This is a genomic window from Pedobacter sp. KBW06, assembly GCF_003852525.1.
GTDB lineage: Bacteria > Bacteroidota > Bacteroidia > Sphingobacteriales > Sphingobacteriaceae > Pedobacter.
In genome coordinates this window covers 989,327-1,003,608 of the sequence record NZ_QAJL01000001.1, presented here as the reverse complement: position 1 = coordinate 1,003,608, position 14,282 = coordinate 989,327, and the positions used below count along the sequence as shown (strand labels likewise).

12 protein-coding genes are annotated in these 14,282 nt (G+C 43.3%); 8 read left to right on the top strand and 4 right to left on the bottom strand.

Features of this window, described 5'->3' with window-relative positions:
• Positions 1-10 precede the first annotated feature (10 nt).
• From DBR43_RS03955 to DBR43_RS03935, 5 genes are read left to right on the top strand one after another with little or no spacing between them, the layout of a single operon-like run.
• Positions 11-514, top strand: a complete 504-nt coding sequence (locus tag DBR43_RS03955) for a DUF4296 domain-containing protein (protein WP_124578105.1) — start codon at positions 11-13, stop codon at positions 512-514.
• 8 nt (positions 515-522) lie between these two features.
• Complete coding sequence (locus tag DBR43_RS03950; RefSeq protein ID WP_124578103.1) at positions 523-2,895, top strand: endonuclease MutS2; 2,373 nt, start codon at positions 523-525, stop codon at positions 2,893-2,895.
• A gap of 49 nt (positions 2,896-2,944) precedes the next feature.
• Positions 2,945-4,042 (top strand): PQQ-dependent sugar dehydrogenase, encoded by a 1,098-nt coding sequence (locus DBR43_RS03945; RefSeq protein ID WP_124578101.1) that lies wholly within the window; start codon positions 2,945-2,947, stop codon positions 4,040-4,042.
• Positions 4,043-4,090: 48 nt separating this feature from the next.
• Positions 4,091-4,792 carry a CoA transferase subunit A gene (locus tag DBR43_RS03940; protein ID WP_069380508.1) on the top strand — a complete coding sequence of 234 codons (702 nt, stop codon included), beginning with the start codon at positions 4,091-4,093 and terminating at the stop codon, positions 4,790-4,792.
• A gap of 17 nt (positions 4,793-4,809) precedes the next feature.
• A complete protein-coding gene (locus tag DBR43_RS03935; RefSeq protein WP_124578099.1) occupies positions 4,810-5,469 on the top strand; it encodes a CoA transferase subunit B in 660 nt (219 codons plus the stop codon).
• A 48-nt stretch (positions 5,470-5,517) separates the two neighbouring features.
• On the opposite strand, the gene DBR43_RS03930 is transcribed toward DBR43_RS03935, so the two are convergent.
• A complete protein-coding gene (locus DBR43_RS03930; protein WP_124578097.1) occupies positions 5,518-6,168 on the bottom strand; it encodes a uridine kinase in 651 nt (216 codons plus the stop codon).
• Positions 6,158-7,417 (bottom strand): LysM peptidoglycan-binding domain-containing protein, encoded by a 1,260-nt coding sequence (locus DBR43_RS03925; protein ID WP_124578094.1) that lies wholly within the window; start codon positions 7,415-7,417, stop codon positions 6,158-6,160. The genes DBR43_RS03930 and DBR43_RS03925 overlap by 11 nt, the downstream gene beginning before the upstream one ends.
• 183 nt (positions 7,418-7,600) lie before the next feature.
• Here DBR43_RS03925 and DBR43_RS03920 point away from each other — a divergent pair, with 183 nt between their 5' ends.
• Entirely contained in the window at positions 7,601-8,080 is a 480-nt protein-coding gene (locus DBR43_RS03920; protein WP_124578092.1) for a Dps family protein, read from the top strand.
• A 101-nt stretch (positions 8,081-8,181) separates the two neighbouring features.
• Entirely contained in the window at positions 8,182-9,996 is a 1,815-nt protein-coding gene (locus tag DBR43_RS03915) for a UbiD family decarboxylase (protein WP_124578090.1), read from the top strand.
• Between the two features lie 105 nt (positions 9,997-10,101).
• On the opposite strand, the gene DBR43_RS03910 is transcribed toward DBR43_RS03915, so the two are convergent.
• Positions 10,102-11,589: an OmpP1/FadL family transporter gene (locus tag DBR43_RS03910; protein ID WP_124578088.1), complete on the bottom strand. Its 1,488-nt coding sequence runs from the start codon at positions 11,587-11,589 to the stop codon at positions 10,102-10,104.
• A 112-nt stretch (positions 11,590-11,701) separates the two neighbouring features.
• A complete protein-coding gene (locus DBR43_RS03905) occupies positions 11,702-12,667 on the bottom strand; it encodes a hypothetical protein (protein ID WP_124578086.1) in 966 nt (321 codons plus the stop codon).
• Between the two features lie 104 nt (positions 12,668-12,771).
• On the opposite strand from DBR43_RS03905, the gene proS reads away from it, so the two are divergent.
• Complete coding sequence (gene proS / locus DBR43_RS03900; RefSeq protein WP_124578084.1) at positions 12,772-14,244, top strand: proline--tRNA ligase; 1,473 nt, start codon at positions 12,772-12,774, stop codon at positions 14,242-14,244.
• The last annotated feature ends 38 nt before the right edge of the window (positions 14,245-14,282 follow it).

The window sequence follows — 14,282 nt, the reverse complement described above, 5'->3', positions numbered from 1 at the left end:
TTTAAGCATAATGAGAAACTTTCTATATATAGTCTTCCTTTTTTTACTGATTTCAGGCTGTAAACCCGGTATTCCCAAGCAGATCATTCAACCTGATCAGATGTCAGCCCTTTTGGCTGATATCCATATTGTTGATGGTTATGTGTCGTCGATTCCAAGTTCTGATTCTGCGAAAAAAGTAGCTTCCGCTTACTACAGGGGGATCTATAAGAAGTATGGAGTTGATTCTGCAAAGTACGCAAAGAGTATGGCGTATTACAACAGCGAGCCAAAAATATTAGATGAGATCTATACCAAAGTGGTGGGCGACCTGAGCATGCAGAAATCGGTCGTGGTAAAGTCCGACTCCCTGTCGAATGTGAAAATCCAGAAAGCATTAGCCTTAAAAAACTCTGCCGATTCGCTGTTGAGAGCGGATCCGGAGTACAAAATCCGTTTTCTTCTGAAAGATACCACAAAGAAGAAAATTGATTTTATTCAACCAAAGATGGTTTATAAAGAACCCAAATTATAAATATAAGTATGTTATATCCGGAGAATTGTTTAGAGCGTTTGGGTTTTAGTGAGGTCAGACAACTTATTCATAAACACTGCTTAAGTCCGATGGGACAGCAGATGGTCGATAAAATGCAGGTCATGACGAAGTATGACCAGATCAATAAGTTTTTACGACAAACGAATGAATTTAAAAGTATCCTGGAAAACCAGGAACCCCTGCAAATCAGTACCTTTTTTGACATTAAAAGCCTTGCCGATAAGATCAAAGTAGAAGGTACTTACCTCGTGGAAGAGGAATTGCACCAAATGTATGCCTCCCTGCAGACCGTATTTTCGGTGCTCAGGTTTTTTGAAGAAAGAAAAGAAGTTTACCCCAACCTGGAAGCCTTACTGGAACACCTTCCTGTCGAAAAGAATATCCTGAAAAGAATCGAGACTGTTCTCGACCCTAAAGGAAAAATCAAGCCGAATGCTTCGGTGACTTTGCAGACCATTATTGGCGACATTGCCAAAGCCGAGCAGGACGTCCGCAAGCGGATGGATTCCATTTTTAAGCAGGCTGTAGGCAATAACTGGGTGGCAGACGGAAGCCTGACCATTCGGGATGGCAGGATGTGTATTCCGATCCTTGCTGAGAATAAAAGAAAACTGAAAGGTTTCATCCATGATGAGTCTGCCAGCGGACAAACGGTGTATATGGAGCCGGAAGAGGTCTTTACCTTAAATAATAAGCTGAGGGATCTGGAGTTTGATAAACGCAGGGAGATCATTAAGATCCTGATTGCACTGACCACTGATCTGAGGCCTTACACGCCCCTGTTGTTGTCGTACCATGGATTCCTGACGAAACTGGATTTTGTACGCGCAAAGGCCTTGTTTGCGATCGAGGTGGAAGCAGATATGCCGGTGCTGATCAAGGAGGCGCAAACCAAACTGATTAATGCCCGCCATCCTTTGTTGTACCTTTCTTTTAAAGCAGATAAAAAGACCGTTGTTCCCCTGAACATTCACATCACGCCGGAGCTTAGGATCGTATTGGTTTCCGGACCAAATGCGGGAGGAAAGTCGGTTTGTATGAAAACAGTGGGGCTCTTGCAGCTGATGGTACAATCGGGTTTACTGATTCCTGTTCATGAATCGAGTGAGGTGGGGATTTTTGAAAATATCTTCGCCGATATCGGTGATGATCAGTCTATAGAGAGTGATTTGAGTACGTATAGTGCCCACCTGACGAAAATGCGTCATTTCGTGGCCCATGCTTCTCCGAAAACACTGGTACTGATCGATGAGTTTGGAACAGGTACCGATCCTCAGTTTGGAGGGCCAATGGCAGAAGCGGTACTGGAAGTCCTGAACAATAAGAAAGTGAGGGGAGTGATTACCACCCACTATTCTAACCTGAAGCTTTTTGCGGGGAATACCCCCGGACTGGAAAATGCATCGATGTTGTTTGATAACGACAGGATGAAGCCGCTTTATGTATTGGAACTGGGGAAACCCGGAAGTTCTTATGCTTTTGAGATCGCACAGAACATCGGACTTCAGAAGGAAGTACTGGAACTGGCAAGGGCAAAAACAGGAACGAACCAGAACAGGATCGACAGCTTACTGGTAGATCTGGAACGGGAGAAAAAGCAGATTTACGATACAAAACTGCATTTGTCTACGCAACAGAATAAGGTGAAAAACCTGGTTGCTGAAAATGAGAAACTGAAACTGTTTTTAGATGAAAACAAAAAGGTGCTCATCAAGGAAGCTAAACTGGAAGCACAGGCGATCATCAAGAATGCCAATAAACTGGTGGAGAATACCATTGCCGAAATTAAAGAAAAACAGGCCGATAAGACGGTGACCAAGCAATTGCGCCAGAACCTGCAAAAGGTAATGGTTCAGAATCAGGTAAAGGAAGAGAAGAAACCAGAGGTGGCAGTTCCTTTAAATACGCCTATCGAAGTAGGAGACTGGGTGCAGCTGAACAACAGCGAAACGACAGGTCAGGTATTGGAAATCAACCGGGATAACCTCGTGGTAGCCTTAGGTGATTTGCGCTCTGTATTAAAGAAAAACAGGGTCTATAAGATCAGCAATAAACAGGCTAAAAAGGCCATTCAGAACAACTCTTATACCGGAAGTATTTCTGAGGCGATAGGTAACTTTACGGCAGAGCTGGACCTCAGGGGAATGCGTGGCGACAATGCGCTTCATGAAGTAGAGAAGTACCTGGACAAATCGATTATGCTGGGCTTTCCTTTCATTAAACTGATCCATGGAAAAGGAGATGGGATTTTAAGAAAGCTGATCCGCGAATACCTGAAAAAATACAGTCAGGTTAACCGGGTAGAAGATGAACATGCAGATAGAGGAGGTGATGGCATCACTTACGTATATTTCAATTAAATAAACATATTCAGGACATTGCTGTTATATTTATAAAAAGCAATGTCCTATGAAAGTCTTGATGATCAGTGCTTTTGCACTTCTGCTTTGCATTACTGCATGCAAGAAAAGTAAAACCAACGGGAACGGGAACCCGCTTCCTGATGCCGAATTGAAAACCCGTGTACTGAGTTCCGGCCTGGTTCATCCCTGGGAGTTGATCTATGGTCCCGATCAGCAGATCTGGATGACCGAACGACCGGGAAGAATCAGCAGGGTAGACCCACAGACGGGAAAAGTCACCTTATTGCATACCATTTCTGAAGTCGTGTCTACGGGAGAAGGTGGTTTGCTGGGGATGGCTTTACATCCCAATTTTAGTGCTAATCCATGGGTCTATGTGGTCTATAATTATGGAACAGGTTCGAATTACCGGGAAAAAGTAGTTCGTTTTACTTATGCAAACGGGGCCCTCAGCGCTCCGCTTACCATCATCGATCAGATTCCTGCTTCCAACATTCACAACGGCTCCAGACTGCTGATTACTTCAGACCAGAAACTGATGATCAGTACCGGTGATGCCAGTGTGGCCGCCAACGCACAAAATACGAATTCCCTTTCCGGTAAGATCCTTCGCTTAAATCTGGATGGCAGCATTCCTGCGGACAATCCAAATGCAGGGAGCCCGCTCTGGAGTTTCGGACATAGAAACCCTCAGGGATTGATCCAGGTAGGGGATAAGATCTATTCTTCTGAACATGGTGCAAATAGCGATGATGAGGTCAATTTGATTGTCAAAGGAAGGAATTATGGCTGGCCGAATGTAGAGGGCTTTTGCAATACGACGGCAGAGCAGGGTTTTTGTACCATTAATAATGTGGTCGAACCGCTGTTTGCCTGGACACCTACCATCGCCACTGCGTCCATTTCTTATTACAACTCGGACTATATCCCTCAATGGAAGAACTCTTTGTTGTTGCTGAGTTTGAAGGCCTCTAAGCTGACCCAGCTGGTATTGAATCCGGCAGGTGATAAAATTACGGAAGCAAAAGATTTTCTGGTCAATGACTTTGGTCGTCTGAGGTCCATCTGCCAGTCGCCGGAAGGGAAGATTTACATCGGCAGCAGCAATGGCAGCAACGATAAAATTATAGAAATAGCTAAATAAATTGTTGGAACACATTTTATACTATAATTTAGTAGCAAAACCTTATATATGATCAATAAAGTAGTTTCGGGTGCTGATGAAGCCATCAGCGATATCGAGAATGGGAATACCTTAATGCTCGGCGGTTTTGGACTGTGCGGTATTCCTGAAAATTGCATTACCGCTCTGGTAAAGAAAGGCGTGAAAGATTTAACATGTATATCCAACAATGCAGGCGTAGATGATTTCGGAATCGGACTGATGTTACAACAACGTCAGGTAAAGAAAATGATCTCTTCCTATGTAGGTGAAAATGCCGAATTTGAGCGTCAGCTGCTGAGCGGAGAATTGGAAGTAGAGCTGATTCCGCAAGGAACACTGGCCACAAGGTGCATGGCTTCGGGATATGGAATGCCTGCAATTTTTACCCCGGCAGGGGTGGGTACAGAAGTGGCCGAAGGAAAGGAAGTGAGAAACTTTAATGGTAAAGACTACCTGATGGAATATGCTTTTGATGCTGATTTTGCGATTGTTAAAGCCTGGAAGGGAGACACTGCAGGAAACCTGATCTTCAGGTCGACCAGCAGGAATTTCAATCCGGTCATGGCGATGGCGGGAAAGATCACCATTGCTGAAGTAGAAGAGCTGGTGGAAGCAGGGGAACTTGATCCTGATCACATTCATACGCCCGGTGTATTCGTTCACCGCATATTTCAAGGTGCCGGTTATGAGAAAAGAATCGAGCAGCGTACAGTTAGAACAAAAAATTAATCCTATAAATTATTAGTATGTTGGATAAGGACGGAATTGCGAAGCGTATCGCAAAAGAAATCAAAGACGGATTTTATGTGAATTTAGGGATCGGCATTCCTACACTGGTGGCCAATTATATTCCTGAAGGAATCAATGTGGTATTGCAGTCGGAAAACGGGTTATTGGGAATGGGACCATTCCCTTTTGAAGGTGAAGAAGATGCAGATTTGATCAATGCAGGAAAACAAACGATTACGACATTGCCGGGATCTTCGATCTTTGACTCAGCATTGAGCTTTGGCATGATCAGAAGTCAGAAGATAGATTTAACAATTCTTGGGGCAATGGAAGTATCGGAGAACGGCGATATTGCCAACTGGAAGATCCCGGGAAAGATGGTGAAAGGAATGGGCGGAGCAATGGACCTTGTGGCTTCTGCAAAGAACATTATCGTGGCAATGCAGCATGTAAATAAGGCTGGAGAAAGCAAGCTTCTGCCGAAATGTACGCTGCCGCTTACGGGCGTAAATTGTATCAAGAAGATTGTAACAGAACTGGCGGTACTGGATGTGCTTCCGGGCGGAGGTTTTCAATTGATTGAAAGGGCACCGGGAGTGAGCGTGGATTATATCAGACAGGCCACTACGGGTAAATTGTTTGCGGAGGACAATGTTCCGGAAATGATTTTTGACTAAGCAATGTATCTGCATGAAAAAAGGGATGCAAAAGCATCCCTTTTTTTATTACTCCTCTTGTTTGTGTTTACAGTATTTTACTTTTAAATCAGCAGAGATTTCATCTGTGATTTTAATAATATCATCAGGAGTGTCGAAATTGTTGACAATTATTTTGTCGCAGCTTTCTCTGTAAGGCAGTAAATATTCATGATACGCCGGAACAACATGATTTACCCATTTGTAAGTCACATCTTCTTCAGAATATCCGCGTTCCATTCCATCACGTTTGATTCTTCTTGCCAGGGCAACTGCATCTTCTGCTTCTACAAATATGCGGTGATCCAGCATGGCTGCGATCTCCTCAAAATGCAGGATGAAAAGTCCTTCTACAATAATAATAGGAGCAGGATTAATCTCCAGAATTTTAGTTACTGCCAAAGGATTATTGAAATTATATTCCTTTTTGTAGATTACTTCACCCTTTACCAGTTTTTTAATATCGAACAAAAACTGCTCTTTATCAATGGTAGAAGGTAAATCAAAATTATATAGTTTGTTTTCTTCCTGAGTCATTTCCCCCACAGGAATGTAATAGTCATCCTGGGATACCAGGGTAACTTCATCATTTTTAAAATGATGTAAGAAACAATTTAAAAAAAAGGTTTTACCGGAACCACTTCCCCCCGCAATACCAATGATAAATGGTTTATTGTTCATTGTCTTGTCCACCGTACGTTAAATTACAAAAAAATCTTTTGTCTAAGGCCCCTAATGCATCAGCAACAGCTTTAGTCATTACAATGATAACATCTTTTGTGGACTCATTCTCTGTAAATTTACCAACAACCTTAGCGAAGGTCGATCTGTTGCTCATTGGATTGGTGATTTTCATGACTGTTCCAATGGGCGCAGTGCGATGTAATACCAGCATTTTTGAGGGGTCAAGGTCCGGATCAGCGATCCAGATTCCTGTTCCTTTTTCGTCCATTTGGTTCAGGCCATATCTGCTGGCCGGCAACCTTAACGAAGGATTTTTTATAGAATTCAAAGTGTCGGCAGGATTTTCCACTTCATTGTGAGCCGAAGGAACCGGTTTTGGCGGATACTGACCTCTGATTAATAATTTTTGACCTACGCTTAATGAGTTGTTAATGAGCCCGTTTTTTGCTTTAAGCTGATCCATGGTCATCTTATAGGTAGTGGCAATGGAATAGATGGTTTCATTAGAGGCAACCGTATGTACCAGGAGTTCTTCCGTAGAAGGGCTGGTGGCTGTATTTTGTGCCTGACTGGCTGGAGTTGTTGTGTTTTGACTGGCGTTGGCCGGTTGTTTTTTAGGGAAGATCGGAACGAGGATGTCTTCTTTTTTCTTAACCTCTGCCGGAGTTGTTGTGACAGGAGGGGTATTTGGTTTTGTGGTGGCTGCTGTTTCTGTGGCTTGTTCTTCTACTGCATTTTTGGCTGGAATCTTTAACAACTGGCCAATCTGAAGGTTGATGGACCTCATGTTATTGACCCTCTTGATCTCATTTACCGTGGTGCCATACTTTTCAGCAAGCATATTCAGGTTTTCCTTCTTCTGAACCGTATGTTCGATCAGTCCGCCTTCTGCTACCTCATTTGCGCTGCTATTGGTGTTGTTGCTTTGAGCGGCAGGGCTTGTTTTACCGGAAGCGGTTACTTTTCCCGGAGCGGGCTCGGAAACGAAAGGAACATTGGTAGGTACTTTAATAATGACACCAATCTGTAAAAACTTGTTGTCATTGAAGCTCATGATGTCTTTTGGAACCACACTGTACCTTCTTCCGATAGAATAATAAGTGTCTTTGGCCACTACCTGATGAATGATGAGCTTTTTTCCGTTACGGTTTTCTACGCCTATAGAATCCCTTGTGTTGGTATTGGCATTGGCAGTAGATAGGTTTAAAACCACTGCAAATAACGATACTATATAATATTTATACATTAATGTCCTGTTAAATTTAATGAGCAATTATACGAATAATAAAAGAAAGCGGGAATTTTGAATATTAAACGCTCATTCCAAAGTGGTATTGTACGTCAAAATAACAATTTTCAAAACCATTTATACCCCCTATTGTTATATATGCGATCCCTATGATCAGAACAAAATAAAAAAATAAATACCATGGACGCAAAAGAAATCAGTTTAAATGAGAAGAAAGTAAAACCAGTAGTAGATATGTTGAACGACTATCTGGCTAATTATCACATGCATTACCAAAAATTAAGAGGCTGTCACTGGAATGTCAAAGGTCAGAACTTTTTCACCCTGCACATCAAATTCGAAGAATTATATACCAATGCCCAGTTAACAATAGATGAAATCGCGGAACGTGTACTTACCCTTGGTAAAGCACCGCACAGCCGTTTTTCAGATTACATTAAAGAGTCTGTCATCAAAGAAGCAGATACCATTGGAATGAAAGATCTGGACATGGTAGATGCGGTTCTCGATGATATGTCTCAATTGATACAAATAGAAAGAGAATTGTTAGATGCGACCGATGCGGCCGGCGATGATGGTTCTAATGATATGGTGAACAGATTTATGCAGTTCAAGGAAAAAAACACCTGGATGTTGCGTTCGTTTGCCGGTAAAAAATAACAAGCTTTCCCTCCAATGATAAAGACCATGCATTTATGTGTGGTCTTTTCTATTTAATGGCTTTATGTCAAACAATAATTGTTTGATATCTTTGGCCTGTAATGGGATATAAAAGTTTAGCAGAGTGTGTTGCCGATTTAGAGAAGCACGGCCATTTAATCAGGATAAAAGAAGAAGTAGATCCATACCTGGAGATGGCTGCCATTCATTTAAGGGTATATGAAGAACAGGGACCAGCCTTGTTTTTTGAAAAAGTTAAAGGAAGCCCTTTTCCGGCGGTATCTAATTTGTTTGGAACATTGGAGCGGGCCAAGTTTATGTTCAGGGATAGCCTGGATAAAGTGGAGCAGCTGGTGGGATTGAGGTCCGACCCGATAAAGGTGTTGAAGAATCCACTGAAACTCCCTGGGATAGGTTTCACGGCCTTAACTGCCTTACCCTTAAAGCAGACTTTTAAATCAACTTTTAGCAAAACAACGATCAGTGCATTGCCACAGATCGTGAACTGGCCTATGGATGGCGGACCGTTTATCACCATGCCACAGGTCTATACTGAAGATATTGACAAGCCGGGCATCATGAATGCCAATCTGGGCATGTACCGCATTCAGCTTGCCGGCAATGAGTATATAAAAGACAAAGAGATCGGATTGCATTACCAGATCCACAGAGGGATAGGTGTGCACCAGTCTAAGGCCAATGCAAAGGGGCAACCTTTAAAGGTGAGCATCTTTGTGGGAGGGCCGCCATCTCACCCATTGGCGGCAGTGATGCCCTTGCCGGAAGGATTGTCGGAGATGACTTTTGCCGGTGCACTGGGAAACAGAAGGTTCCGGTATTTCTATGATGAGGAAGGATTCTGTATTTCTGCGGATGCGGATTTCGTGATCACGGGAACGGTATATCCTCAGGAAAACAAACCTGAAGGTCCTTTTGGAGATCATTTGGGTTATTATAGTCTGACGCATCCTTTCCCCTTGATGAAGGTTCATAATGTGTATCACCGTAAGGATGCCATCTGGTCGTTTACGGTGGTTGGAAGGCCTCCTCAGGAGGATACCAGCTTTGGTGCACTGATTCATGAGATCGCAGGATCGGCATTACCGAAAGAGATTCACGGCTTAAAAGAGTTGAATGCAGTAGATGCGGCAGGGGTACATCCTTTACTGTTTGCAATCGGAAGTGAGCGTTATACGCCGTTTCTTAAAGAACGCAGACCTCAGGAGATTCTGACCATTGCCAATCATATCCTGGGAAAAAACCAGCTGAGCCTGGCCAAATACCTCTTCATTGCGGCCCGGGAAGATGACGAGACTTTAGATACACACGATATTTCTGCCTTTATGCAGCATGTGCTGAGCAGGATGGATTTCCGTACCGACCTGCACTTCCATACCAATACAACGATTGATACCTTAGATTATAGTGGTGATGGATTGAACAGTGGTTCTAAGGTCGTCTTTGCTGCTGCCGGAGAAAAGCGCAGAACATTGTCTGCCGGGCTCCCGGAGGGATTTAGTTTGCCTGCATCTTTCAAAGATGCAAGGGTTGCCATTCCGGGAGTATTGACGATTCAGGGGCTGCCGTACGAAAGTCAGGATCAGGCGAATCTGGAAGTGCAATCTTTAAACCAACACTGGAAAGGGCAAAACCTGGATGGGATTGCTTTAATCGTTTTATGTGACGACAGCACATTTGCTGCTGCGACGATCAATAACCTGGTCTGGATTACTTTTACCAGAAGTAACCCTGCTTCAGATATTCATGGAATTGGTGCTTTTACGGAGCATAAACACTGGGGCTGTACAGGTCCGGTGATCATTGATGCGCGTAAGAAGCCACACCATGCACCGGAGCTGATTAAAGATTCGGAAGTAGAAAAGAAGATTGAGCGCTTTAGCGGATTGTTTAAATAAAAAAGATAAGGGCATAAAAAAAGGACTGTAGTTACACAGTCCTTTTTTTTATGCCCTCTCTGTTTAAGCAGGGGTCTTTTATACCTTATTAAAGGTTATACCTGATTAAAACCTAACCCCAAAGGTTAAGAAAACATTGTTTCTTGCAACCTTAATATTTGCAACCGGCTCTGATTCGTTATTTAAATAATAACCGCTCAGGTCTACATTGTTTTCAACACGTTGGTAGGCAAGGTCAAAGTAATAGTTGTTGATGCGATAGCCTAAACCTCCGGTGTATATTTTGGTGGCGAAATAATTGTCTTTATCATTTTTTAAAGCAGTGCCATTATTTCCGTAACCAGCTCTTAAGCTAAAAGCATTGTCCAGCTTATATTCTGCGCCTATTCTGTAATTCACGGCCTCTTTGTAATTTGCCTTTATCGTTTGGTTGGCCCTGTCTATAGCTCCCTGATTGTTGTCCTGGTCTAAAGAGTAATGCATGGTGCTGTAATCAACATAGTCGACGTCTGCTGAAATCAATGCTCTGTTTCCAATCACATAACTTGCGCCAAATGAACCTTTCAAAGGTGTACGCAATTGATAGGTAAGGCTTGACGTTGCAGTTGGATCTGTGTAATTTCCAGGTTTTGTTCCTGCATATAATTTCGAATTTAAGTTCGTAGACTCCACATCGTCAAAGTATAACCAGGTAGGGGTTTGAAAAGTAACACCTAAACGTAAATTGCTCTCCGGTCTGTAGATTAAACCCAGACGGCCATTAACACCAGAGCCTTTAACTTCTGAACTCACACTATAGCTCAGGTCGTACTTGGAAGCATAAACACCATTGAAGCCTGATTCACTTACATTACGGTTGTTCAGGTAACGGACATTTACAAAAGCAATACTTGCTCCGATATAGAATTTATTAGAGATATTTAATGCTCCTGCAACGTTCAGTTCCGAGGTAGATCCTGTTCTGATTTCCGATTGCTTTTGGTTGGTTACAGACTGAACATTGGAAGAGAAGTTATCTGCACCTGCATTGTAGTCGATCAGGTACTGTCCATAAGCCATTTTTTCAATGGTATAATCGTCCAGTGACGATCCCGAATGGAATCGGTTTGCTTCTTCAGAAAAGTAACCGGTTACCGAGTTTGGTACCTTAGAACTCTCATAGCTATGGTTTGCTGTGAAATCGTTGTTGCGGTTATAACCTACACCAAAAACGGCACTGATGACCCCTTTCGACGGATCCTGACCTTTAGGCTTAAAAGTAGGGCTGTAGAATACCGCACCGATGTTGTTGAGGTTTAACCTGTCTTTTGAAGCCTCTGTAGTCTGGCCCAGAAAGTTGGCCTTTCCCTTCACCATATTGAATTCGGGGGTGAGACTAAATTCTGATTTTGTGAACAAACCCAAACCTGCGGGATTTCCTCCCAGGGAACTCATGTCGCCACCAACTCCGATTTGCGCGCCGCCCATGCTTTTGAACCTTGCGGAGCTTCCATAATTTGTTTGCGAAAAACGAAGGGCATCAGGTGTATATTGGGCATATAATGATCCTGCAGTAGCTACTGTAGCTACTAAAGATAGTATCAGTTTTTTCATTGGAGAATATTTTCGATTATGAAAAAGCGATCATGAGCCTGCTCATTGCTGTTTTGCAAGGGAGTATACTTATGATCGCTTCATATGTATGTCTGAATAATAAATAATTGGGTTAGCCTCTTCCTGCTCTCGATGACCTGCCGCCACCGCCGCTGTTTCCACCAGAAGATCTGCCACTACCGCCGCCACCTTCATTACCGCCACGTGATGGTGGGGGAGTATAGGTTGGCCTGCTTTGAGGTTCCGGTCTGTAGCTTTCGCCACGACTGGACCTTTCCTGACGGGGAGGGTTGTAACCTTCTCCACGTGATGACCTGGTGTTTTCTCTGGCTATTCTGCCCGCGGCTCTGTCTCCTTCTCTGTTAGGCGCATAAGCTTCGGCCCTGCCTCCTCTGGAAATTACATTTCCGTTAAAGTCAGTCCTTACCGTTCCTGATGATCCTCTGCCACCTGATCCGTAAGATGATCTTGCTCCGTCTCCATATGACCTTGTTGCTCTTGGCGCGTTGGTTGTTCTGCCGGTATAAGTTCCTCCGCCAATGTATCCACCGCCGTAGTAACCGCCTCCGTAATAACCACCACCCCAGTATCCGCCACCGTAGTAACCACCACCGTAGCCTCCGCCATAAAAGTTATTCCATCCCCATGGGTTATAACCAAAAGGAGAATAATAATTGCCCCATCCATAATATGGAGAATTCCATACGGAACCGAAGCTTAAGCCAAGAGAAAAGCCGTTGTAGCCATATCCGTTGCCGTAGCCGTAATATCCGTTGTCAAAATATGGATCGTAGTATGATCTCCATGGACTGGAGTATGAGAATCTGTTGATACGGGAAGAGTAATCCATGTCATAATATGGATCACTGGTGCCATAATATTCGTCACTTTGATCGTAATCATCGATGGTTGCCTGTGCTCTTGGTCTTTCCTGCGGCGTATAGATCTGCGCCTTAGCAGTAGAACCGTAAACATCATCCTCATGATTGCTTTGCTGCGCATACCTTGGCGCTGAGCAGGACGCAACAACAATTGTTGTCAGGGCCAGCATACTGGTGAATAAATGGTTAGGTTTCATAACTATATGTTTTCTTTGTGTGTGCACGTTTTTTGTAGGTATAAATTTATAAATTTGTAGCCTACATTACAAGCAAACTTACACAAAAAACGTTCCAAATAGTTATGAGCAAAGGTATTACAAGTAAAAACGAAGATTATTCCCAGTGGTATAACGACATTGTTATAAAAGCAGACCTTGCAGAGCACTCTTCTGTAAAGGGATGTATGGTGATAAAACCCTATGGATACTCCATTTGGGAGAAGATACAGGCGGTTTTGGACCAAAAATTTAAAGATACAGGCCACAGTAACGCTTACTTTCCTTTATTCATTCCTAAGTCATATTTTTCGAAGGAAGCTTCCCACGTGGAAGGCTTTGCGACAGAGTGTGCAGTTGTGACACATTATCGTCTTAAAAATGACGGAAATGGCAATATTATCGTAGATGAAACGGCAAAACTGGAAGAGGAACTGATCGTAAGACCAACTTCCGAAACCATCATCTGGAACACTTATAAAGGATGGATCCAATCTTACCGTGATCTTCCGCTTCTGATTAACCAATGGGCGAATGTTGTACGTTGGGAAATGCGTACCCGTTTGTTCCTTCGTACTACAGAATTCCTTTGGCAGGAAGGGCATACTGCGCATTCTACCGCACAGGAAGCCGTTGAAGAAACGGAAAGAATGCTGGATGTGTATGCAGATTTCGCAGAAAACTGGATGGGCGTACCGGTAGTTAAAGGAATGAAAACCGCAAATGAGCGTTTTGCAGGTGCTTTGGAAACCTATTGCATTGAGGCATTAATGCAGGATGGAAAAGCTTTACAGGCAGGAACATCACATTTCCTTGGTCAAAACTTTGCGAAAGCATTTGACGTGAAATTCACCAATAAAGAAGGTAAGATCGAGCATGTATGGGCAACTTCATGGGGTGTTTCCACCCGTTTGATGGGTGCGCTGATCATGGCACATAGTGATGATGCCGGATTGGTATTGCCTCCGAAATTAGCGCCGATACAGGTGGTGATCGTGCCAATTTACAAAGGCGACGAAGAGTTGAATAAGATTTCCGCATTTGTGGATGAGTTGATGCCGAAGTTGAAGAAACTGGGCATCTCTGTAAAATATGACGACCGCGACACACAACGTCCGGGATTCAAATTTGCAGAATACGAATTGAAAGGTGTGCCGGTTCGCCTGGCCATTGGTGGCAGAGACCTGGAAAACGGTACTGTTGAACTTGCCCGCAGGGATACCAGAGAGAAACAAACTGTAATTCAGGAAGGTCTTGACATTCATATCGCTCAGTTGCTGGAAGAAATTCAGACCAACATCTACAATAAAGCATTTCAATTCAGAGAAGAGCATACCACAGCCGCCAACTCTTACGATGAGTTTAAAGAATTGCTGGATGGTAAAGCCGGATTCATTTCTGCGCATTGGGATGGAACGCCTGAGACAGAGCAAAAGATCAAAGAAGAGACAAAAGCAACAATCAGGTGTATTCCTTTAAACAATAAGCTGGAGGATGGTGTTTGTATCTATTCCGGCAAACCATCTAAGCAAAGGGTGTTATTCGCCAGAGCTTATTAATTATTTGTTTAGGCAGGATAACCTGCTGCTCATAAAAA